Below are 21444 nucleotides of genomic sequence, written 5' to 3'. Positions count from 1 at the left end.
GGACACTGGAGTACGTGACCGCCACCTCCGACGCCCCGCCGCGCCAACTCGCCCCGATCAACCCGATCCAGCAGCTGAAAGCAGGCCACCTGCCGCGCCGGCTGGTCCAGCTGTACGCGGGCCTGTCCCTGTACGGCGCCTCGATGGGGCTGATGATCCAGGGCAACCTCGGCCTGGATCCGTGGGACGTGTTCCACTCCGGCATCACCAAGCACGTCCCGCTCAGCTTCGGGACCGTCGTGATCGCGGTCAGCTTCGTCGTACTGCTCGCGTGGATCCCGCTGCGTCAGTGGCCCGGCCTCGGCACGATCAGCAACGCGATCGTCATCGGCCTGGTCACCGACCTGACGCTGGCGACGGTCGACCGCCCGCACGCATTGTGGCTGCGGATCGTGTTCATGCTGGCCGGTGTCGTACTGAATGCGCTGGCTGGCGCGCTCTACATCGGCGCCCAGTTCGGCCCCGGTCCGCGCGACGGCCTGATGACCGGGTTGGTACGCCGTACCGGCCTGAGCGTCCGCCTCGTCCGTACGTCACTCGAACTGACCGTGCTCGCCACCGGCTTCCTGATGGGCGGCTCGATCGGCATCGGCACCGTCGTCTACGCCCTGTCGATCGGCCCCCTCGTCCACTTCCTGCTACCGATCTTCACCGTCCGCCTGAAGCACGAGTAGCCCCCGCCGGCCGCAGCCTGTGCCGATGCCGACCGAGAGTCCCTTCGACGTGCCGGACGTACTTCATGTTCGGCGGCGAGGGTGGACTGGCGACGTTGGCCGTACGGACGTTCTACGACCGGCCGTACGGCCTCGCAGCCGGGCGATCATCAGGATCACCGGTGTGATCAGCGGCCGCGGCAAGCGGCGCGTCCCGGATGTCGGTGTGCGACGGGGTGCTGGGTGTTGACAGGCGAATGTGTCGGTGGAGTCGGCCAGACTGCTCCCATGCCTGACGACGCCCTTGTGTACGAGAGCCACCTTGCGCCGTGGTCGAGACGACCGGCGCGGCGCGGGCTGTCGGTGGGCGAATGAGCGAGTACGAGTTCACGGCGCCGCTGTGGCTGTGGCCGGGGGAGGGGTCGTGGTACTTCGTGACCGTTCCCGAGGACATCAGCGACGAGATCACCGACCTGACCGAGGGCCGCCGGAAAGGGTTCGGGTCGGTACGAGTCGCGGTGACGGTCGGCGGGAGCAACTGGCGAACCTCGGTGTTCCCGACCAAGGACGGCACGTACGTCCTACCGGTCAAAAAACCGATCCGCCTCGCCGAGGACCTAACCGAGGGCACCCCGGTCGAAGCCCACATAGAACTCGTCGACTTCCAGAACAGGCCCGAACCCCCACGCCTGAAGAAATGACCCCTCTGCTCCGCCGAGTCGTGGATTGGGGCTGATATTCCGCGCCGTTTCTCACGACTCGGCGGAGGGCGCCGGAGCCATTCGCCACGACTCGGCCGGGGCTGTGGACACAAGAACGCCGCCGGGGCGACCCGGCGGCGTTCTTCAGGTACTGCGCTGGTCCAGCGCTGACGGCGCAGCGGTGCTGACGGCCCTGCGGTGCTGACGGTCCTGCGGTGGTGTGGTGCTGACGGTCCTGCGGTGGTGTGGTGCTGACGGTCCTGCGGTGGTGTGGTGCTGACGGTCCTGCGGTGGTGTGGTGCTGAGGGTCTTGCGTTGGTGCGGGTGGTGCGGGGTTCAGGTGGTCATCAGCGTTCGTTCTGGGGTTGCGCGGTTGTCGCAGCGGGTGCGTTGCCGGTGCGCTCGCGGGTGGTGCCGCTGTTGCCTGGCTTTGCTGCTTCCTCGGCCCGCTTGGTGGAGACGGTGTTCATCGGCGTGTTACCCCCGAGCGCGACGTCCCGTGCGAACTTCCCGTCCAGCTCCCCGCTCGACTTTCCAGGTACCGCAGAACCTGCCTGCCGCTGCTGCTGCCGAGCACCCGAAACCGCCGCCCGCAGGGCAGCCTCCTGCTCCCCGTTGATCTGCGGTCGCTGGCCGTTGACGGGAGCCTGTTGGGGTTGGACGGACTGGTCGGCGCCGGCTTCTGCGGCGGCAACGGCCGGTTCTGGAGTTTCGGCCGCGGGCTCCACGGTGCCTGCCTCGGGCTCGGTCGCCTGGACCGGCTGAGGACGCGCCTGGCTGTCGCCACGAGCCGAAGCTCCCCACTCCTGCGCCCTGGTCGACTGAGCCTGCCCACCGGACTGCCCCCCAACCACCGCCTCACCCGTCTCGGCCTCGCCTACGGCCTGCGGTTCGGCTGCGCCGGTCTCGGCTTCGCCTACGGCTTGCGGTTCGGCTGCGCCGGTCTCGGCTTCGCCTACGGCTTGCGGTTCGGCTGCGCCGGTCTCGGCTTCACCTACCGCTTGGGGCTCTGCCGCGCCGGTTGCCGCCTCGCCCTCGCCGAGGGACTGCGGCTCAGCCTGGCCGGTCCCGGCTTCGGGCTCGGGTTCGCCTAGTGCTGGGTCGGTGGGGCCGGCTTGTTGTGCCTGGTCGTCGCCGATGACTGGGTTGTCGACGCGGACGTTGTCGTCCAGTGCGGGTGCCTGTTGGCGGGTCTGCTCGGGTTGGGAGGGCTGCTGGTTCTGTTGGGCTGTCTGCTGTTGGACCTGTGCTTGCGCGTGGAGCGTCTGCTGCATCGGGCTCTGCAGGGCGAGGTTCTGCTGGAGAAGCGTGATTTCGCGGGCCTGCATCTGGATGATCTGCTGCTGCAACGCGATGACCTGCTGTTGCAGGGCGTCGATCTGCGGGTTCACCTGCTGCGGCGCCGGGGCTTGCCGGGTCGCGTTCTGGGGCTGGACCATCCGCCCCTGCCCCTGCCCCTGCCCCTGCCCCTGCCCCTGTGCCTGCCCCTGTCCCTGCGTCTGCGGTCCCGGCGCGGCACCCTGCACCCGTCCGGCACCCTGCCCCTGACCCTGCCGTTGGCCCTGACCCTGCCCTTGGCCCTGACCGGGACCTTGCGCCTGGCCCTGGCCCTGGCCCTGGGGTTGGAGCTGAACCCGGAAGACGTTCGCGACTCGGCCCGACGCCAGTGCCCCGAGCTGCAGGGAGTCGAACTCCGAGAATCCCATCGCCGCAGCCGTGTTCGGGTCAGTCCTCTTCGCGTGCGCCGCGGCCTGCGTGAGACCTTGCTTGAGCGCCTTCGTACCGGCCCGCTGGGCCTGGTTCCAGCGCGACATGGGGTTGGCCCGGCTCATGCCGGTGCTCCGCGGCATCGGTCCGGCCTCGGCGAGGCGGGTCTGGAACTCCTGGATCAGTGCTGTCGCCAGGGGGCCGTAGCGCGCTGGATTGAAGTTGGCGTTGACGGCGGCGGTCGCCAGCAACTCCAGGTGGGCGGGCGTGATGCCGGCATGGCCGATCTGCGCGCGGAAGTTCGGATCCATCCGCGCTGCCTGGGCTGCGGCAAGCGTGAATCCCCTTTTGGCGTCGTCGCGTCCCGTGCTTACGGCGCCCTCGAAGGCCTTTAGCTGGTCGCGCGCGGCCCGGCGCTGCGTGCGCTCGGCCGTGCGTACGGCCTGGCGCTGGGCACGCTCGGCCCGCTTCTGGGCACGGCGGCTCGTCGGCTGTGGGGTCGTGTTGCTCATCGGGTCTCCTAGTCGATGTAGACCGCGTAGTTGACCCCGACAGCCGTCGTCAGCGGGTCCTTGCTGGGCTTGGTGCTGTACAGGTGGAACTCGGCGCCGTCGCGCAACCAGACCGCGAGATGACGTCGCCCGGCGCCGGCGCCGACCTCCCATCCGTCGACGAAGTCGGGCAGGCTGTCGTCACCGACGTAGTCGGGCTCGCCCCAGTGCCGGGTCGCGAGCGCGAGATGCGCCGGCCAGTGCGCGTCCAGCCCCGCCTCGGCGGCGGAGATGTCGTCCGGGCCGATGTCGTACGCCGACCAGCCGCTGTCCGGGCAGTCCGGGAAGGCGAGCCCGTCGAAGACGATCATGGTCGTACCCCGCCGGGTGGTGAAGCCCCACGAAACCATCTCGGCGTCGATGATCTCGCCGGGCTGCAACGGCCAGGGCTGCCAGCTCGTCTGGCCCATCACCCGGTACACCAGCGCGCGGACGACCTCCGGACCGGAGTCGTCGCCGTCCGGACCCGCGAGCACGGTCCAGTCCGGAATCTCGGCGAGGTCCGCCATTGCCAGGTCGTCCTGGTCCAGCGGCCTGTCCTGCGTCTTCATCCGGCCTTGCCGTCCTTCCTGCCCGGTGACTGGCGGAAACTTCTGTGCGCAAATTTAGGTGCTGACGTGGGTCATTCGCCACCTGAACCGACGCAGCTGTGGACAACTCGGTTCCACTGCGTCACCAGGCGGTGGACGGGTGCGGGGCTTCAGCAGACCAGGCCGTACGCTGGTCCGGTGAACAAGGAACACCGGTACGGTTTCGAGACACTTGCCATCCACGCCGGGAACGAGCCCGACCCGACGACCGGGGCGGTGGTCCCGCCGATCTACGCGACCAGCACCTACAAGCAGGACGGCGTCGGCGGGCTGCGCAACGGCTACGAGTACTCCCGGTCGGCGAACCCGACCCGGACGGCGCTGGAGGAGTGTCTGGCCGCGATCGAGGCCGGCAACCGCGGCTTCGCGTTCGCCAGCGGCCTGGCGGCCGAGGACACGCTGATCCGCTCGGTGTGCGCGCCCGGCGACCACGTCGTGTTCCCCGACGACGCGTACGGCGGCACGTTCCGGCTGTTCTCCCGGGTACTGAGCAACTGGGGCGTCGAGATGACCCCGGCCGCGGTCACCCACCCGGAGGCGATCCGGGCCGCGATCCAGCCGGGCAAGACCAAGGTGGTCTGGCTGGAGACGCCGACCAACCCGCTGCTGAACGTGGCCGACATCGCGATCGTCGCGCAGATCGCGCACGATGCCGGCGCGCTGCTCGTGGTCGACAACACGTTCGCCTCGGCGTACCTGCAGCAGCCGCTCGAGCTCGGCGCGGATGTAGTCGTGCACTCGACGACGAAGTACATGGGTGGCCACTCCGACGTGGTCGGCGGCGCGCTGGTCGTGCGGGACGCCGAGCTCGCGGACAAGATCGCCTTCCACCAGAACGCGATCGGCGCGGTCGCCGGGCCGTTCGACTCGTGGCTGGTGCTGCGCGGCATCAAGACGCTCGGCGTCCGGATGGACCGGCACAGCGACAACGCCGAGAAGGTCGTCGAGTTCCTGCAGCGGCACAAGTCGGTCAGCCAGGTGCTGTACCCGGGCCTCGACGGGCACCCGGGCCACGAGACCGCCGCGAAGCAGATGAAGCGGTACGGCGGGATCGTGAGCTTCCGCGTCGCCGGTGGTGAGGCGCAGGCGCTGGACATCTGCAACAAGGCCGAGGTCTTCACGCTGGGCGAGTCCCTCGGCGGCGTCGAGTCGCTGATCGAGCACCCCGGCAAGATGACCCACGCCTCGGTCGCCGGCACCCCACTCGAGGTCCCCGCCGACCTGATCCGCCTGAGCGTAGGCATCGAAACCGCCGACGACCTGCTGGAGGACCTCGAACGCGCCCTGGGCTGACACGACCTACTACCCGCCCGCCGACCCGCTCCGTGAGTCGGCGGGCGGACGTGTGGAGGAGTGCATGGGCGCCGGGAACGGCGGGCGTACGTCGACTAGCGGGTGGGGGTGAGCGGTGATGACGCTGGTGGTTGCGGTGGACTTCGGGTCGACGTTTACCAAGGCGGTAGTGGTGGATGTTGCTTCGGGGGAGTTGGTGGGGCGGGCTGAGCATCGGACGACGATTGATACCGATGTGATGGATGGGTGGCATGCCTGTCGGGTGGTGCTCGAAGGGGTTGATCGGGGGGTTCGGGGGGCCGAGGTGCTGGCTTGTTCCAGTGCTGGTGGAGGGCTCCGGATTGGTGTCGTGGGCAACGAAGAGCTTGTCACCGCGGAGGCGGGCAAGCGGGTCGCGTTGTCGAGCGGTGGTCGCGTGGTGGCGGTCGTCAGCGGTGGGCTGACTGCGACATCGCAGAAGGAGCTCCGCAAGGACCGGCCGGACGTGGTCCTGCTGCTCGGCGGTACGGACGGCGGCAACTCCGCAGTACTCCTGAAGGCCGCCGAAACCCTGGCGAAGTACAACTGGCGGAAACCGGTCGTTGTCGCGGGCAACGTCGACGCGCAGGACGAGATCGCGGCGACGCTGACGGCGGCCGCCGTACCGTACGTACGAGCAGACAACGTCGTACCGGAGATCGGGGTGTTCGCGCCGGACAGCGCGCGGGCGGCGATCCGGGAGATGTTCCTGCGGCACGTGATCGGTGGGAAGAACCTGTCCCGGGACCCGGCGTTCGCCCGGATGGTACGAGCCGCAACGCCGGACGTCGTACTGCGTGGTGTCGAGGTGCTGGCCGGCCTGCACGGGGACGTCGCCGTGGTGGACATCGGCGGCGCGACCACCGACGTGCATTCGGTGATCGAGCTCGACCCGGAGGACGCGAACCTCGGCCGCGAGGTGGTCGCGACGCACCCCGTCACCCGTACCGTCGAAGGCGATCTCGGGATGCGCTGGAGCGCCGTCCCGGTGGTGGCCGCGGGCGTCGAGGCCGGACTGGTCGACGACCGCGAACTGAAGGCGGCCGCGGAGCGCCGGCACGCGGATCCGTCGTACCTGCCCGACAACGAGCAGGAGCGGCAGTACGACGAGACGCTCGCGAGCGTGGCGGCGACCGTCGCGCTCCGGCGGCACGCGGGACGGCAGCGGATCGTGTTCGGGCCTGGCGGACGGGTGATCGAGCGCTCCGGCAAGGATCTGCGCGAGGTCGATCTGCTGGTCGGGTCCGGGGGCGTACTGCGGCACAACCCGCCCGAGGTGGCAGCCCGGATCCTCGGCGCGATCGGGACGAACGCGCAGGAGGAAGGCTGGCTGGTACCGCAGCGCGCGGAGGTGTGCGTCGACGCGGACTACGTACTCGCAGCCGTCGGCCTACTCGCCGAGGACGCCCCCAAGGCCGCCGAGGGCCTGGCTGCCCATATTCATGGATCGAGCCTTCCCGGGCACTAGGCTCATGACCCAGGGAGGCCGAATGAGCGATGTGGGGCGGGACGAAGACAGCGAGGCCGAGGAGAGCCCGGTCGCGGACAGCGAGGTCCTGGACGAGGCCAGCGAGTCCGTGGCAGCGCCAGGGCCGGTGAAGGTCGACCACGGGGTGACACCGGCGATGGAGATCGCTGCCGCGTGGGCGTGGCGGTTCCTGGTGATCGTGGCGGCCGTCGGGGTGATCGGGTACGCGATGCGCTACCTGTCCGAGGTTGTCGTACCGGTCACCGTCGGCGTACTGCTCACCGCTCTGCTCGTACCGGTCACGAACGGCCTGCAGAGGCTCCGCCTACCACGCGGTCCCGCGGCGGGCGTCACCGTGATCGCGACGATCGTCGTGGTCGCAGGCCTGCTGACACTGGTCGGGACGCAGATCGCGGGGCAGTTCGAGGACCTGTCCAAGCAGGTCGGCGAAGGTGTGCAGAAGCTGCGCGACCTGGCACGGATCAACTTCGGCCTGACCGACGCGGACATCACCAACCTGTTCAAACAGATCCAGAAACAGCTCACGTCCGGCGGTGCGCTCGGCCAGCAGGCCGCGGCGGTCGGTACGACGGCGACTCACGTGGTGGCCGGGCTGTTCATCTCACTGTTCTGCCTGTTCTTCTTCCTCTACCAGGGCGAGCAGATCTGGTCGTGGCTGGTACGGCTGTTCCCGCGCCGCGCCCGCGACAAGGCCGACTCGTCCGGCCGCCGGGCGTGGGTGTCGCTGACCGCGTTCGTCCGCGCCACGGTCATCGTCGCCGCGGTCGACGCGATCGGGATCTCCCTCGGTGCGGCGATCCTCGGGCTGCCACTGGTGAGCGCGATCGGCATCCTGGTGTTCGTCGGCGCGTTCATCCCGGTGGTCGGGGCGCTGATCAGCGGCATCGTCGCGGTCCTCGTCGCACTGGTTGCCAAGGGCCCCATCATCGCGGTGGTGATGCTCGCGATCGTGATCGGCGTACAGCAGCTGGAAGCTCACGTCCTGCAGCCGTTCCTGCTCGGCCGGGCGGTCAGCGTGCACCCGCTCGCGGTCATCCTCGCGATCGCCACCGGCGTGGTCATCGCGGGCATCGTGGGCGCGCTGGTCGCCGTGCCGACCGCGGCCGTGCTCAACGCCATCGTCAACCACCTGGCCGGCAACGACCCGGCACCCGATCCGCCGAGACCGCCGCGACCGCGGCGCCGCCCGCAACCGTCCGCGTCCGACTGAAACACGAAACGGCCTCCTGATCATCAGGAGGCCGTTTCGATCGTTGCAGTGGGGCTACAGTCCCTGGGCCGGACGGTTCTTGGTGTTCGGGTCGACGACGGCGCCGGTGCGCTGTGCCTCGCCCGAGCCGGAGGTCTGGCCGTTCTGTGCCGCGACTTCCGGCTGCTTGCTGCCCACGGCGGCGATCGCCGGGTCGCTGCCCGGAGTCGCCAGCGCCTCCCGCACCTCCGCGACGCTCGGCAACTGCGGCTCGCCGCCGGTGATGTTGTTGACCTCGCTCACCACCGCGTGGGTCGCCTTGGGGGATCCGGTCCGGGCCTCGATCCCGCGCATGTTCTGGTAGATCATGGCCGCACCGACGGCCAGCGCCCGGGCCTGTTGCTTAACCGCGTCCTTCGCCTCGCTGGCCCAGCGGCTGGTGGCCTGGATCGCCTTGCCGATGCCCTGCCGGAGCGCCGGGGTCGCCGCAACCACCGCGGCCGCACCGAGCCCGGCGGTCACCGCGGCGTTACCGGGGTGCGCGGCGATCTGGTCGCCGTACTGCGCAGCCCACCCGCCGACAGCGTGCGCCGCCGTCGTCACGGCGTCGCTGGCAGAGTGCCAGGTCTCGACCGCCCATCCGGACACGGTCGACGCGACGCTCGTGGCGGTGTGGGCGACGCCCTCACCGATCTCCCCGCCGATGTGGGCCGCTTCCCGCCCGACAGCCTCGGCTGCATGTCCGACAGCTTCTCCGGCGACGACGGCTGCGTGTCCGACAGCTTCTGCGCCGTCCACGGCGGCGTTGCCGACGGCTTCTCCGGCAACCACGGCTGCGTGTCCGACAGCTTCTGCGCCGTCCACGGCGGCGTTGCCGACGGCCTCTCCGGCAACCACCGCTGCATGTCCGACAGCTTCTCCGGCGGCCACGGCGGCGTTCTGGCCCGCGGCGAGCGCCTGCTGGCCCGGTGGCGTGGCGAGCGCGGCGACGGCGGCCAACGGGGCGATCCGGCGCGCGCGGGCGGGGAGCGAACGCCGCCGGAGCTCCTCGGTCCGCCGCTGGGCGGCCATCCGCTGCTCGACGAGCTCGTTGACGCGGGTCGCGATCAGCGTCTCGTCCGGGGTGAGCGCCCGGGTGCCCGTGGTCGCCGGGCCCTCGGTTGGCGTGTTGGTCACGGTGTCTCCTAGTCGAGATAGACGGTGTAGTTGATCCCGACGGCCGGGGACAACGGATCCACCGTCGGCCGGTCGCTGTAGAGGAAGATGTTGGCGCCCGGCCGCGGCCAGATCGACATGTGCCGGCGGTCGAAGCCGGCACCGGGCCAGAACTCGTCCTCGAAGTTCGGGTTGCGCCGGTCGCTGGCCCAGATCGGTGGTCCCCAGATCTTCACGCCGAGCGCGAACGCCGCCGGCCAGTGCTCGTCCAGGCCCGCCTCCGCGGCCGGGATGTCCTCCGGCTGCAGGTCGTATGCGGACCAGCCGCTGTCCGGCACGTCGGCGAACACCAGGCCGGGGAACACGATCATCGTGGTACCCCGCGAAGTCTCGAAGCCCCACGACTGGACGTTGTCGTAGTTCGTACCGGGCTCGTCCTGCCACGGCTTCCAGCCGGTCTCGGCGGTGACGCGCCGGACCAGGTCCTTGACGAGCTCGTACCCGGTCTCGCCGGTGTCCGGACCGGCGACCTTGCTCCAGTCCTCGACCTCGGCGAGGTCGGCCATCGCGCGGGCGTCCGCGTCGAGCGGCTTGTCCTTGATTTTCATGCGGGGTGCATCCCCTTCGTGCTGGGCTTGCTGCCTGTGATCGGAAACCCTAGAACCCGGCTGGGTCATGGTCGTGCTGTTGCCCCGGACAACCGGTGTCCGGCCGAGCACGCTCCCGGCCCGGACCGGAACGGCCGGGCCGGGAACGAAGTGGTCTACTGACTGAGTCCGCCGTTGTTGCGGGTGTCCTTGCCGGCCGCCGGACCGGACCCGCCGGTGCCGGGGCGCCGGTCGCCGGTGTCCGCCGTCCGCGCCTGACCCGGCCGCAGCGTCGGGTTCAGACCGGCGCCGAACATTTTGCTCAGGTCGGCGTCGACGGCACGCGTGGCCGCCGGCCCGCCGGCCGAGATGCCCTGAACCACGGGCGGGGAAAGCGTCGGTGGCGGCTGGCCTTGGGTCGCGTAGAAGTCCCGTCCTGCCTCGCGGGTTCTGCGACGGTCCTGGACCTCGGGTGCTGGTGTCGTCACGTGCCCTCCTCGTTGAGGTACACCACATAGTGGATACCGACCGACACGGTCAACGGTTTCAGCGTCGGCTTGTTGCTGTACAGGTGGATCTCCGCGCCCGGCGGCGTCCAGACCGCCAGGTGCCGGCGCCCGATGCCCGCACCGGGTGCCCAATCGTCGTCGAACCCGGCCTTGCTGGCTACTCCGACGTACGAAGGCTGTCCCCAGTGCCGGCAGGCGAGGTTGAATTTTTCCGGCCAGTGCTCGTCGAGCCCGGCGGCCGCGGCATCCACGTCCCAGGCCTCGATCGCGAACGCCACCCAGCCGCTGAACGGGCTGTGCGGCAGCACCTGGTCGTCGTACACCGCCATCTCGGTGTTCCGCCGGGTCAGGAAGCCCCAGCCGTCCAGCTGGTCGTCGATCACCGTGCGCCGGTTGATCGGCCACGGCTTCCAGTTGGTCCCCGACTTCACCCGCTTGATCAGCCGGCGTACGGGCACGGCTCCGGTCTGGCCCGCCTGGGGCCCGCCCAGGCGGCGCCAGTCGCGCACCTCGGCGATGTCGGCCATCGCGCGGTCGTCGTCGTCCAGCGGCCGGTCAAGTGTCTTCATCCGTGCGGCAGTCCTGTCGTTCGGTACGTGACGAAACTAAGTCCCAAGCAGGGTCAGACGACTGTCCGAATCGTGTACAGCAGACGAACAGCCGCCCTGGAAAGCTTTCCAGGGCGGCTGTCGGGTAGGTCAACCGAGGTTTGGTATCGGTTCGGTCAAGCGGTGCCGGATCAGTGCATCGCCGCCGCGGCCGAGGCCTCGAGCGACTCCTCGCCCTCGGGCTTCGGGCCGTCGTTGCGGCCGGCCAGCCGCTGCTCCGGGGTGATGATCGCCAGGATCAGCGCGATCGCCAGGAACGGCAGCGAGACCAGGAACACGTCGTCCATGGCGTCGACCAGGCCGTGCAGGGCGAAGCCCTTCAGCGGCTCCTTCAGTGCGTGCAGTGCCTGGACGCTGTTCGCCGCCTTGGCCAGCCCGTCGACCATCTCGTGCGTCGCGTTCGGGATGATGTCGCCGAGGTGGGTCTTCAGCCGGCTGGTCAGTACGGCGCCGTAGACGGCCGTACCGATCGCACCACCCATCGAGCGGAAGAACGTCATCGTCGACGTCGCGCTGCCCATGTGCTGCCGGGGCACGCTGTTCTGTGCGGCGGTGACGGTGATCTGCATCGACAGGCCCAGGCCGGCGCCCATCACGAACATGTAGATCGCCAGCTGCCAGTACGGCGTCGTCAGGCTCAGCGTGGACAGCAGCACCATCGCGGCAGCGACCATGACGGCGGAGATGACCGGGTAGATCTTGTACCGGCCGGTCTTGCTCATCAGCTGACCGCTCGGGATCGACGCGGAGAAGATACCGACGATCATCGGCAGCAACGCCAGGCCGGAACGGGTCGGCGACAGGTCCTTGACCGCCTGCAGGTACAGCGGCAGGAAGATCAGCGCACCGAACATCGCGAAGCCGAGCAGGAACGCGAAGCCGGCGTACCCGGAGAAGATCCGGCCCTTGAACAGGTCCATCGGGATGATCGGCTCGGCCACCCGCAGCTCGATGATCACGAAGGCGACCGCGAGGGCGACGGCGCCGGCCAGCAGGGCGATCGTGGTGCCGGTGCCCCAGCCGTTGGTCGGGCCGCTCCAGGAGATGGCCAGCAGCAGCGAGGTGACCGCGGCGGCGATCGTGGACGCGCCCAGGTAGTCGATCTTGTGCGAGCGCTTCACGTGCGGGAGCTTCAGTACGGCGGCGACGATGCCCAGGGCAACGAGGCCGATCGGGACGTTGATCCAGAAGATCCAGCGCCAGCCCGGACCGTCGGTGAGCAGGCCGCCGAGCAGCGGGCCCGCGACCGAGGACAGACCGAAGACGGCACCGAAGTACCCCATGTACTTGCCGCGCTCACGCGGCGGGATCACGTCGCCGATGGTGGCGAAGGCCAGCGACATCAGACCGCCGGCGCCCAGACCCTGGACGGCGCGGAAGCCGATCAGCTGCTCGATGTTCTGCGACAGCGCGGACAGCACCGAACCGCCGAGGAAGGTGACGATCGCCGCGATGAACAGCGGGCGGCGGCCGTACAGGTCGGAGATCTTGCCCCACAGCGGGGTGGAGGCGGTCGAGGTCAGCAGGTACGCCGTGACCACCCAGGACAACTTGTCCAGGCTGTTGAACTCGCTGACGATCCGCGGCAGTGCCGTACCCACGATGCTCTGGTCCAGAGCTGCCAGGAACATCCCGGCCATCAGGCCGCCGAGGATGACCAGGATCTGCTTGTGGGACAAATAGGTGGGACCACCGTCGGTCGGTGCAGCGCCGCCGGTGGTGGCGGGCTCTGTGGTGCTCATCTGGTGCTCTCCAGGTTGTTGTCGTGGTTCGCGCTGCCGGCAGGGTCACTGAGGTCTCTGTCGGCAGTGGAGTCTGTGTCGGTACTGCGCTCTGCCGGGGCGGGCTGCTGCAGTCGCGGTGCGACCGCGGCCCAGCCCTTGTCGGCCCAGGCGGCGCTGGCGGGTGCGTCGATGAGGGCGGTGACGCCGTCCGCGAAGCGGGTCATCAGCCGTTCGAAGGTCTGCACGTCCTCCTCGGACCAGCCCTCCATCGCGGCGCTCAGCAGTTCGATCCGGCGCCGGGCGCTGGTCTCCCATTGCTCGATGCCCTGCTCGGTGAGTTCGACCCGGAAGGCGCGGCCGTCGTCGGGGTCGGGGGAGCGCCGGACCAGGCCGAGCTGCTCCAGGGACCGGACGTGCCGGCTGGTGGTCGAGGCGTCGAGCTCCAGCCGGGCGGCCAGATCGGACAGCCGCAGTGCGCCGTTGCACCGGAGGGCGAACAGCACGACGTGCGCGCTGTGGTCGATCGTGTCGCCGGGCTGCTTGGCCTTGAGCCGGCGCCCGATCCGGGTGAACGCGTGCATCACACCCTCGATCGGGGTCTGTGGCGTGTACGCGTCGTTTACTTGCATGCTGCAAGCATATACATGCTTGCGTGATACACGCAAATGAGTTTCGGAGGTTTTCAAGTGAGTCGCCACTCATTTGCTCTCGGTCGTCGGTTGGTCACTCTCCGCGCTGGAGGAGAATCTGTCTCATGCTTTCGACGGCGGAAGGGTGGGTTTTGTGACGCGGGTTGCGGTGGTGACCGGAGGTGGGTCGGGTCTCGGACGCGAGATGGCGCTGGCGCTCGCTCGAGCGGGTTTCCAGGTGTGGGTGACGGGACGCACCGAAGACAAGCTGAAAGAAACCGCAGCTCTCGGCGGAGAACAGGTTCGGTGGGCTGTGTTGGATGTTGTCGACGGGGCGGCGGTGCGGGGGTTTTTCGGGGGGTTGGGGCGGGTTGATGTGTTGGTGAACAACGCGGGGACGGGGGCGCCGGCGGCTGGGGTGGAGGACGTGGCGGAGGCGGACTGGCGGCGGGTGGTGGACACGAATCTGACGGGGGCGTTCCTCTGTGCGCAGGCGGCGTACGAGGTGATGTTGCGGCAGCAGCCGAAGGGTGGGCGGATCATCAACAACGGGTCGATCTCGGCGCACGTGCCACGGCCGCAGGGGATCGCGTACACGGCGAGCAAGCACGCGATCAGCGGGCTGACGAAGGGGCTCGAGCTGGAGGGACGCGCGCACGGGATCACCGCGTGCCAGATCGACATCGGGAACGCCGCGACCGCGATGACCGCCCGGATGGAGCAGGGCGTGCTCCAGCCGGACGGGTCGATCGCGGTCGAGCCGACGTTCGACCCGAAGATCGTCGCGGACTTCGTGGTCCGGATCGCCGAGCTGCCGACCTCGGTCGCCGTACCGACGCTCACCGTGATGGCGGCGGGTATGCCGTACGTAGGCCGCGGCTGACGTACGGCCCCACATCACGCGGACCAGCGACGGGACAGGTCGACGTCGATCAGGTCGTACCACCGACCCGACGCGGGCTGTTCCCGCAGCGGGTCCTTCCAGCGCAGCCGGACGCGGTCCGGCCGCGCTTCCATCAGTACTGCTTCCTCCCAGTCAGGCCCGTCTGTCCGCGCCCACCAGATCTCGGTCAAGCTCGCCAGCCCCTCCTTCTCCAGTACGTCGACAGCGGCGTCCCGGTCGCTCACAGGACCGAGCGCTGCACCGAAGACCGTCGTAGGCAACCATCCACCGGCCACGGGCACTACCCGCCCCAACAGCTCGCCGTCCTCCCGCACCACGTCCTCCGGCGACGGCAGGCCCAGCCACAGCTTCTTCAAGGTGCTCACGATCCGGCCCGTGGTTTCACCGAGGAAGCGAATCGTCTCCAGCTCGGTCGCAGTGCCTGCGTACTCAACCGGAGCCTCCCCGCCGACCCACACCTTGAGAACCCGTTGTGTAGCAGTGATATCCACCAGCGGGTCCCCGTCGACCAGTAGAAGGTCAGCACGAGCCCCCACCGTCAGCCGCCCACGGTCTGTCAGCTTGAACACCTCTGCAGGGGCACTAGTAGCAGCAACGAGTGCCTCCGCCGGACTGAGCCCAGCACGCACGAGATGCACCAGCTCCCTGTGCAACGACGCCCCGAACACCAGGCCCGGGTTGGGCGCGTCCGTCCCCGCAAGCACTCGTACGCCGGCCCGCAGCAACGCCAGCGTGTTCGCCCGAGCCCCGGCACCGTCAGGCGGCTGTGGTGGCATCCAGCGACGCGACTGCCCGTCCAGCACGCGCCGCCAGCGCGCAGGCATCCGTGCCATCAGCACAGGCTCGTCCAGTAACGGCAGCCGCCCGGACGGCCCGTTGAACCCGTCGACGATCCCCAGCGTCGCGATGACAGCCACACCAGCCACAGCCTCGATGTCCGCGGGAGACATGAGGTCCGACGGTGCATGCGCGAGTACGTCGACCCCGCACTCCACCACGTCGACCGCGGCCGCCGCAGTCGACACGTGCGCGACCACCGTCAGCCCGTGAGCGTGTGCCTCGGAGGTCAGCGCCTGGACCGTCTGCAAGTCCAGCGTCGGCATGCGCATCCCCGCATGCGCACCGTCGTCGTAGATGAGCTTCAGATGGTCAGCGCCTTCGGCGATCCGGTCCGCGACGAACTGCTTCGCGTCCGCCACGTAAGGAAAGGGTGGGAACGCGATCGACGGATGCCCGCCGGGAACGGTCGCCCCGATGCTCGAGGTGAAGAACGCCGACCGCGGCGTCTCCGCGGCGATCACCTCGGGCATGCTGAACATGTCGAGCTGCGTGGTCACGCCGTACGTCGCGGCGAGTCGCGTACTGCCCGGCGCCAGGTGGACGTGCGAGTCGATCAGCCCCGGGAGCAGTGTCGTACGGGTGCCGTCGACGAGTACGTCGTCCGGCCGCGCGATGTCCGGGCCGCCGATCGCCACGATGCGACCGTCCGCGACCCGCAGACAGTCCGCGGGCAGCGTCGTACCGCGGTCGACCAGCCGGGTGTGCAGGATCGTGAATGCCATGCCGGGGACGCTAAGGGGTGACGTAACGTCATACTCCAACCCGATTTCCGGAGGTGTCGTGGAACGCACGGTCAGCGAGGTGGCGCGGCTCGCCGGTGTCTCGGTACGGACGCTGCGGCACTACGACGCGATCGGCCTGCTCCCGCCCGGCCGGACGGCCGCGAACGGCTATCGGTACTACGGACGTCCGGAGCTGCTCCGGCTGCAGCGGATCCTGCTGCTCCGCGAACTCGGCGTACCGCTGCCGTCGATCGCGCGGATCCTGGACGAGCAGGTGGACGAGGTGGCCGCGCTGCGCGGGCACCGGGAGCAACTGCTGGCCGAACGCAAGCGGCTCGACGACGTGCTCGGCGCGGTCGAACGGACGATCGCGGGGTTGTCGGGGGACCAGGGCGTTGCGGACGAGGAGTTCTTCGCGGGGCTGAACGATGCGCGGGCGCGGCTTCGGGAGGATCTCGCCGAGCGGTACGGGGAGTCCGCGGCGGAGGGGTTCGAGACGGCGGTGCGGGAGGCCGACGGGTGGACGCGGGAGGACTACGAACGGCTGGGGGACGAGGGGCGCCGCTTGTTGTTGCGAATGGCCTCCGCCAGAGATCGGGGTGTCAGCCCGGACTCGAGTGAAGGGCTGGAGTTGATCGAGCAGCATTACCTCGGCGTGCTGGAGGTTTGGCCGGCCACGCCGACGACCTACTACGGGTTGGCGGACCTGCTCGTGGAGAACGCGGATCAGCGGGCGATGATCGCGACGGTGGACGCGGAGCTGCCGGAATGGTTGGCGGCCGGCGTACGGGCGTACGCGGTGGAACGGCTCGGGTACCGGCGAAACGCAGAGGAAACTGTCCGACCGCCCGTCTAGTGTCGGAGGGGTGAGCGATTCTCTGGTGCATGTCCGCGGCCTGCGGAAGTCGTACGGCGACTTCGAAGCGGTCCGCGGAATAGACCTGGACGTGTGGCGGGGCGAGGCGTTCGGGTTCCTCGGGCCGAACGGCGCGGGCAAGTCGTCGACGATGCGGATGATCGGTGCGGTGTCCCCGACCAGCGGCGGCACGCTCCGGATCCTCGGCATGGACCCGGCCACCGACGGCCCGGCGATCCGCAGCCGGCTCGGCGTCTGCCCGCAGGACGACACCCTCGACACCGAGCTGTCCGTCCGGGAGAACCTGACCATCTACGGGCGGTACTTCGGCCTCAGCCGCGCGGAGTGCCGGCTGCGCGCGGACGAGCTGCTCGAGTTCGTCGCGCTCACCGACAAGGCGAAGGTCAAGGTCGACGAGCTGTCCGGCGGGATGAAGCGCCGGCTGACGATCGCGCGGTCGCTGGTCAGCAAGCCGGACCTGCTGCTGCTCGACGAGCCGACCACCGGCCTCGACCCGCAGGCGCGGCACCTGCTCTGGGACAAGCTCTTCCGGCTCAAACAGGCCGGCGTCACGCTGATCATCACCACCCACTACATGGACGAGGCCGAGCAGCTGTGCGACCGGCTCGTGGTGATGGACGGCGGGCTGATCGCGGCCGAAGGTTCGCCGGCCGACCTGATCCGGGACTACTCGACCCGGGAGGTGACCGAGCTGCGGTTCGGGCCGGACGTGATGCTCGCGGACCACGACGCGCTGGCCGGCAAGGTCGAGGACCTGGCCCAGCGGATCGAGGTACTGCCCGACCGGTTGCTGCTCTACACCGACGACGGTGAGCGCGCGGTCGCCCAGGTGCACGAGCGCGGTCTGGAGCCGGCCGCGGTCCTGGTCCGCCGTTCCACGCTCGAGGACGTCTTCCTCCGGCTGACCGGCCGGACGTTGGTGGACTGACATGGCCGTTGCCGTGGCTGTGGAGAACGGTCGCCGGATGTTCGACTACTGGCTGACCGTCTACAAGCGGACCTGGAAGGGCACGATGATCAGCAGCTTCCTGCTGCCGATGCTCTACCTGGCCGCGATGGGGATCGGGCTCGGCTCGTTCGTGGACAGCAACGGGACCGGTGCGCTCGGCGGCGTCAGCTACCTGCAGTTCATCGCGCCCGGGCTGCTCGCGAGTACGGCCTTGCAGATCGCGGTCGGCGAGGCGACGTACCCGGTGCTGAGCGGGCTGAAGTGGCAGAAGTTCTACCACTCGATGATCGCGACGCCGCTGCGGCCGGCGGACGTGGTGTACGGGCAGCTGGCGTTCATCGCGTTCCGGGTGTTCACGTCGTGCGCGGTGTTCCTGGTGATCATCACGCTGTTCGGTGGGCTGAAGTCGCCGCTCGGGGCGCTCGGTCTGCTGGTCGCGCTGCTCGTCGGGATGGCCACCGCCGCTCCGATCGCGGCGTACGCCACGACGTTGGACAACGACTCCGGCTTCGCGATGGTGTTCCGCTTCGGTGTCGTACCGGCGTTCCTGTTCTCCGGCGCATTCTTCCCGGTGTCGCAGCTCCCGGACTGGATCGAGTGGCTCGCGTACGTGAGCCCGCTCTGGCATGCGGTCGACCTGGCCCGCAGCCTGAGCCTCGGCACGGTCAGACCGTGGCTGGCGCTGCTCAACATCTGCTACCTGCTGGCGTGGTTCGTCGCCGGCACCTGGCTGGCCGTCCGCGGCTTCACGAAGAGGTTGATCGGATGAGCACGATCGCAGCAAGAGTCGTACCCGTTCCGCTTCGGCTCAGTGGCGGGCGGCACCTCGTCGAGCGGAACTTCATGCTGTACCGCCGCTCGTGGGTGGTGTTCGTCTCCGGCTTCTTCGAGCCGGTGTTCTACCTGCTCTCGATCGGCGTCGGCGTCGCGCACCTGGTCGGCGACTTCACCCTGTCCGACGGGACGCGGATCGCGTACGCCGCGTTCGTCGCGCCGGCGATGCTGGCCAGCTCCGCGATGAACGGTGCGATCTTCGACTCGACGTACAACATCTTCTTCCGGATGAAGTACGCCAAGTTGTACGACTCGATCCTCGCGACGCCGCTGCGGCCGTGGGACGTGGCGACCGGCGAGGTCACCTGGGCGTTGCTGCGGGGCGCCATCTACTCGGCGATGTTCATCGTGGTGATGCTGATCATGGGGCTGATCTCGTCATGGTGGGCGCTGCTCGCGCTGCCGGCCGCGGTGCTGATCGGGTTCGCGTTCGCGGGCGCCGGGATGGCACTGACCACGTTCATGCGCAGCTGGCAGGACTTCGAGTTCGTCCAGCTGGCGATCATGCCGATGTTCCTGTTCTCGGCCACCTTCTACCCGGTCGAGACCTACCCGGGCGTGATCCGCTGGCTGGTCGAGGTCACCCCGCTGTACCAGGGCGTCGTCCTCGAGCGCGCCTTCAGCACCGGCAACGTGAGCTGGTTCCTGCTCGTCCACGCGATCTACCTCGCCGCGATGGGCACCTTCGGCATGTACGTCGCGTCCCGCCGCCTCGGCAAGCTCCTGCTGAAGTAGCCGGAACCGCCTGCCGGTCACGACCGTCCGAACCTGCATGACGGATCTGGTGCGAGGACCCAAGGTCCCGCTGCCCGGTGGGCCACGGCGGTGGGTCGAGGACTCGTTCCGGCTGCTGGCCGACCACTTCGGTACGGAGGTACTCCGGCGGCCGGTCGTCGTACCGGACGACTTCGTGCCGGCGACGTACGACGGCACGGACGCGGCCGCGCGCGAGGTCGGCGCGAAGGTCTGTGAGCACCTGAACCTCCCGGTCGAGCGGGTGCACTTCAGCTTCCGGTTGGAGAAGGTGACCGAAGCCGCCGAGCTGCTCGGGTCGGCGATGCTCGACGGTTATCTCGACCCGGGACACCCGCTGTCCCAGGGCGCGGCGCCCGGCGACCGCGCGGCGGTCCGGACCCACTCGGCCAGGCTGGGTACGGCGTCGTTCGAGCAGGTCGACCGGATCATCGAGGCGGAGCTGGCGGACGACGAGGACAACCTGGTGCCGTTCCTGGTCCGGCGGCTCGGTGCGGACGAGTTCGGCGCCGAGGTCGTCCGTTGCCTGCTCGCCGCATCCGATCCCGGGCGACCCAGTGCGGCCAACAGCTCCGTACAGGCCGGGCCGGCGCTCGGGCGGTGGATCGACCTGGGCGTGGAATCCCCTGGTGTCGAACCGATTCCGGGACATTGCGCGGTGCTGCTGCGATCGGACGTCGCCGCCGATCCGTTGAAGCTGCTCGCCACGCTGTCGCACGAGCTGAGCCACGAGCTGCTGTCCCGGCCCGCACCGGCGTGGGCGGTCGGCCCGCTCGAAGAGCCGTTGACGGACCTGTGTGCGCTGTTCCACGGGTTCGGCGTCGTCCTGGTCAACGCCGCCGTCGACGAGACCACCCTCGACGACGAATGGGTCCACACCTCCGGCTACCTCGGCGAACACGCCGTCGCCGAGGCGCTCGCGTTGTACCGCTTCCGGCAGCATCAACTGCTCCGCGACGGCCCACTCCTCCCGCCCTGGCACCTGGCTCTCGACCCGGAGCCGCGCGTACGTTTCGCGGCTCGTCTGGAGGAACTACTCGGAGGTCCGCCGACCGTGTTGGGTTGGTGATGCAGCCGCAACATTTCCGATGGAACGGGTGCTCGGGCGACCGCGTCAGTTCGGGTATGAATCTGATCGGTGCGTGGCGCCGTCGGCAACGTGATCGCGAACTGCTCTACGGGCCGAAGGTCCTGCTGCCCGGTGGGCCGGAGCAGTGGATCGAGGACTCGCTGGACTGGCTGGTCGGCCGGTTCGGCGTCGAGCCGATGCGCCGCCGCCCGGTGCTGCCCAGCGCCTTCGTGCCGGCCGGGTACGACGGTTCCGAGCGGGCCGCGCGCGAGCTGTGCCTGAAGGTCTGCGCCTGGATGGAGATCCCGGACGACCGGATCCGGTTCAGCTTCCGGATGGAGGACGTCCGCGCCGCCGCCCGCAGCGCCGCCGTGCACCGCCTGCACGCCGAACACCGCGAGCTGCTCGCGATTTCGGGGCTCCAGGCAACGATGACGCCGGCCGAGGTGCGCGCGCTGGCAGCGGCCGGGTACGGGCCGGAGATCGCGGTGCTCAGCGACCGCGAGCTCGCCGCCGAGGTGAAGCGCAGTACGGCGATCCGGCACGAGACCGACCCGGCCCGGCGTACCGCACTGGTCCAGCAGGCCGAGACGATCTGGTCGAAGCCGGCCGGCAGCGGTTCGCGCGCGGCCTGGCTCGACCTGCGCGGCGGCGGCCAGGAGGGTACGGCGGTGTTGCTGGCGGCAATGACCCGCGCCGACCCGGCCGCGGTGGTCGCCGCGACCGCGCACGAACTCGGGCACGAGGTGCTTTGGGGATACCACCTGATGGAGCGGGGCCGGCCGGACGCCGAGGCCATGACCGACCTGTTCGCGGTCTTCCACGGCTTCGGGATCTTCCTGGCGAACCAGGCCGTCGAGCGGGTGCCCGGGCGGCGCTCGATGCGCCAGAGCCTCGGGTACCTGGGGGAGCGCGGCGCGTCGGACGCGCTCGCGGCGTACTGCTTCCGCCGGCACCTGCTGTGGCCGGAGACGCTCTTCCCGGTCATGCCGGCCGAACTCGACCGCACGGTCCGGATCCGCACGTTCGCGCGCCTCGCGGCCATGGTCAAGAACGCCGAGATCGACTCGATCCAGGAAGGCGTCTGACGACC

The 21444-nt window shown here is 69.5% G+C and carries 21 protein-coding genes; 12 read left to right on the top strand and 9 right to left on the bottom strand.

The features are described 5' to 3' along the window. Positions 1-14 precede the first annotated feature (14 nt). Entirely contained in the window at positions 15-674 is a 660-nt protein-coding gene (locus ACFYRU_RS02985; RefSeq protein WP_387652366.1) for a YitT family protein, read from the top strand. Between the two features lie 350 nt (positions 675-1024). Beyond that, positions 1025-1354: a DUF1905 domain-containing protein gene (locus tag ACFYRU_RS02980; protein ID WP_387652364.1), complete on the top strand. Its 330-nt coding sequence runs from the start codon at positions 1025-1027 to the stop codon at positions 1352-1354. Between the two features lie 347 nt (positions 1355-1701). Here the strand turns inward: ACFYRU_RS02980 and ACFYRU_RS02975 are convergent, their stop codons facing one another. Then, positions 1702-3573 (bottom strand): hypothetical protein, encoded by a 1872-nt coding sequence (locus tag ACFYRU_RS02975; protein WP_387652363.1) that lies wholly within the window; start codon positions 3571-3573, stop codon positions 1702-1704. A gap of 8 nt (positions 3574-3581) precedes the next feature. Next, positions 3582-4163: a hypothetical protein gene (locus ACFYRU_RS02970; protein WP_387652361.1), complete on the bottom strand. Its 582-nt coding sequence runs from the start codon at positions 4161-4163 to the stop codon at positions 3582-3584. 177 nt (positions 4164-4340) lie between these two features. On the opposite strand from ACFYRU_RS02970, the gene ACFYRU_RS02965 reads away from it, so the two are divergent. From ACFYRU_RS02965 to ACFYRU_RS02955, 3 genes are all read left to right on the top strand, one after another. Beyond that, on the top strand, positions 4341-5495 hold the full coding sequence (locus ACFYRU_RS02965) for a cystathionine gamma-synthase (protein ID WP_387652360.1): 1155 nt from the start codon (positions 4341-4343) through the stop codon (positions 5493-5495). A 118-nt stretch (positions 5496-5613) separates the two neighbouring features. Then, a complete protein-coding gene (locus ACFYRU_RS02960; RefSeq protein WP_387652358.1) occupies positions 5614-6981 on the top strand; it encodes a glutamate mutase L in 1368 nt (455 codons plus the stop codon). Positions 6982-7003: 22 nt separating this feature from the next. Continuing rightward, positions 7004-8212: an AI-2E family transporter gene (locus ACFYRU_RS02955; protein WP_387652356.1), complete on the top strand. Its 1209-nt coding sequence runs from the start codon at positions 7004-7006 to the stop codon at positions 8210-8212. Between the two features lie 54 nt (positions 8213-8266). Here ACFYRU_RS02955 and ACFYRU_RS02950 read toward each other — a convergent pair whose 3' ends face one another. The 6 genes from ACFYRU_RS02950 to ACFYRU_RS02925 all read right to left on the bottom strand — a co-directional run bounded on the left by ACFYRU_RS02950 (position 8267) and on the right by ACFYRU_RS02925 (position 13403). Further along, on the bottom strand, positions 8267-9367 hold the full coding sequence (locus tag ACFYRU_RS02950) for a hypothetical protein (protein ID WP_387652354.1): 1101 nt from the start codon (positions 9365-9367) through the stop codon (positions 8267-8269). Positions 9368-9375: 8 nt separating this feature from the next. After that, complete coding sequence (locus ACFYRU_RS02945; RefSeq protein WP_387652352.1) at positions 9376-9954, bottom strand: hypothetical protein; 579 nt, start codon at positions 9952-9954, stop codon at positions 9376-9378. 155 nt (positions 9955-10109) lie between these two features. Beyond that, positions 10110-10421 carry a hypothetical protein gene (locus tag ACFYRU_RS02940; protein ID WP_387652350.1) on the bottom strand — a complete coding sequence of 104 codons (312 nt, stop codon included), beginning with the start codon at positions 10419-10421 and terminating at the stop codon, positions 10110-10112. Further along, positions 10418-11011, bottom strand: coding sequence for a hypothetical protein (locus ACFYRU_RS02935; protein WP_387652348.1), 594 nt, complete (start codon positions 11009-11011; stop codon positions 10418-10420). The genes ACFYRU_RS02940 and ACFYRU_RS02935 overlap by 4 nt, the downstream gene beginning before the upstream one ends. A gap of 170 nt (positions 11012-11181) precedes the next feature. Continuing rightward, positions 11182-12792, bottom strand: a complete 1611-nt coding sequence (locus tag ACFYRU_RS02930; RefSeq protein ID WP_387652347.1) for an MDR family MFS transporter — start codon at positions 12790-12792, stop codon at positions 11182-11184. Then, positions 12789-13403 (bottom strand): MarR family winged helix-turn-helix transcriptional regulator, encoded by a 615-nt coding sequence (locus ACFYRU_RS02925; RefSeq protein WP_387652346.1) that lies wholly within the window; start codon positions 13401-13403, stop codon positions 12789-12791. Before ACFYRU_RS02925 ends, ACFYRU_RS02930 begins: the two co-directional genes overlap by 4 nt. 145 nt (positions 13404-13548) lie before the next feature. Between ACFYRU_RS02925 and ACFYRU_RS02920 the strand changes: the two genes are divergently transcribed. Continuing rightward, positions 13549-14286 (top strand): SDR family oxidoreductase, encoded by a 738-nt coding sequence (locus tag ACFYRU_RS02920; protein WP_387652344.1) that lies wholly within the window; start codon positions 13549-13551, stop codon positions 14284-14286. Between the two features lie 14 nt (positions 14287-14300). Here the strand turns inward: ACFYRU_RS02920 and ACFYRU_RS02915 are convergent, their stop codons facing one another. Then, positions 14301-15869: an amidohydrolase family protein gene (locus ACFYRU_RS02915; protein WP_387652342.1), complete on the bottom strand. Its 1569-nt coding sequence runs from the start codon at positions 15867-15869 to the stop codon at positions 14301-14303. 58 nt (positions 15870-15927) lie between these two features. Between ACFYRU_RS02915 and ACFYRU_RS02910 the strand changes: the two genes are divergently transcribed. From ACFYRU_RS02910 to ACFYRU_RS02885, 6 genes are read left to right on the top strand one after another with little or no spacing between them, the layout of a single operon-like run. After that, on the top strand, positions 15928-16725 hold the full coding sequence (locus ACFYRU_RS02910; RefSeq protein ID WP_387652341.1) for a MerR family transcriptional regulator: 798 nt from the start codon (positions 15928-15930) through the stop codon (positions 16723-16725). Between the two features lie 10 nt (positions 16726-16735). Beyond that, complete coding sequence (locus ACFYRU_RS02905) at positions 16736-17674, top strand: ABC transporter ATP-binding protein (RefSeq protein ID WP_387652340.1); 939 nt, start codon at positions 16736-16738, stop codon at positions 17672-17674. A gap of 1 nt (position 17675) precedes the next feature. Next, entirely contained in the window at positions 17676-18464 is a 789-nt protein-coding gene (locus tag ACFYRU_RS02900) for an ABC transporter permease (RefSeq protein WP_387652339.1), read from the top strand. Next, positions 18461-19264 carry an ABC transporter permease gene (locus tag ACFYRU_RS02895; RefSeq protein WP_387652338.1) on the top strand — a complete coding sequence of 268 codons (804 nt, stop codon included), beginning with the start codon at positions 18461-18463 and terminating at the stop codon, positions 19262-19264. The genes ACFYRU_RS02900 and ACFYRU_RS02895 overlap by 4 nt, the downstream gene beginning before the upstream one ends. Before the next feature lie 37 nt (positions 19265-19301). Next, positions 19302-20351 (top strand): hypothetical protein, encoded by a 1050-nt coding sequence (locus ACFYRU_RS02890; protein ID WP_387652336.1) that lies wholly within the window; start codon positions 19302-19304, stop codon positions 20349-20351. Positions 20352-20407: 56 nt separating this feature from the next. Next, on the top strand, positions 20408-21439 hold the full coding sequence (locus ACFYRU_RS02885; RefSeq protein ID WP_387652334.1) for a hypothetical protein: 1032 nt from the start codon (positions 20408-20410) through the stop codon (positions 21437-21439). The last annotated feature ends 5 nt before the right edge of the window (positions 21440-21444 follow it).

Source organism: Kribbella sp. NPDC004536, from assembly GCF_042873835.1.
Taxonomy (GTDB): Bacteria; Actinomycetota; Actinomycetes; order Propionibacteriales; family Kribbellaceae; genus Kribbella.
The sequence above is the reverse complement of the archived record's forward strand: the minus strand, read 5'-3'. Positions and strand labels throughout refer to the sequence as shown.

What these genes read in the sequence shown, in the direction of transcription:
- ACFYRU_RS02930 (WP_387652347.1), bottom strand. Translation starts at nt 12,792, where the DNA reads ATGAGCACCACAGAGCCCGCCACCACCGGCGGCGCTGCACCGACCGAC.
- ACFYRU_RS02960 (WP_387652358.1), top strand. Translation starts at nt 5,614, where the DNA reads ATGACGCTGGTGGTTGCGGTGGACTTCGGGTCGACGTTTACCAAGGCG.
- ACFYRU_RS02890 (WP_387652336.1), top strand. Translation starts at nt 19,302, where the DNA reads ATGACGGATCTGGTGCGAGGACCCAAGGTCCCGCTGCCCGGTGGGCCA.
- ACFYRU_RS02970 (WP_387652361.1), bottom strand. Translation starts at nt 4,163, where the DNA reads ATGAAGACGCAGGACAGGCCGCTGGACCAGGACGACCTGGCAATGGCG.
- ACFYRU_RS02900 (WP_387652339.1), top strand. Translation starts at nt 17,676, where the DNA reads ATGGCCGTTGCCGTGGCTGTGGAGAACGGTCGCCGGATGTTCGACTAC.
- ACFYRU_RS02895 (WP_387652338.1), top strand. Translation starts at nt 18,461, where the DNA reads ATGAGCACGATCGCAGCAAGAGTCGTACCCGTTCCGCTTCGGCTCAGT.
- ACFYRU_RS02945 (WP_387652352.1), bottom strand. Translation starts at nt 9,954, where the DNA reads ATGAAAATCAAGGACAAGCCGCTCGACGCGGACGCCCGCGCGATGGCC.
- ACFYRU_RS02975 (WP_387652363.1), bottom strand. Translation starts at nt 3,573, where the DNA reads ATGAGCAACACGACCCCACAGCCGACGAGCCGCCGTGCCCAGAAGCGG.
- ACFYRU_RS02935 (WP_387652348.1), bottom strand. Translation starts at nt 11,011, where the DNA reads ATGAAGACACTTGACCGGCCGCTGGACGACGACGACCGCGCGATGGCC.
- ACFYRU_RS02925 (WP_387652346.1), bottom strand. Translation starts at nt 13,403, where the DNA reads ATGCAAGTAAACGACGCGTACACGCCACAGACCCCGATCGAGGGTGTG.
- ACFYRU_RS02885 (WP_387652334.1), top strand. Translation starts at nt 20,408, where the DNA reads ATGAATCTGATCGGTGCGTGGCGCCGTCGGCAACGTGATCGCGAACTG.
- ACFYRU_RS02955 (WP_387652356.1), top strand. Translation starts at nt 7,004, where the DNA reads ATGAGCGATGTGGGGCGGGACGAAGACAGCGAGGCCGAGGAGAGCCCG.
- ACFYRU_RS02980 (WP_387652364.1), top strand. Translation starts at nt 1,025, where the DNA reads ATGAGCGAGTACGAGTTCACGGCGCCGCTGTGGCTGTGGCCGGGGGAG.
- ACFYRU_RS02915 (WP_387652342.1), bottom strand. Translation starts at nt 15,869, where the DNA reads ATGGCATTCACGATCCTGCACACCCGGCTGGTCGACCGCGGTACGACG.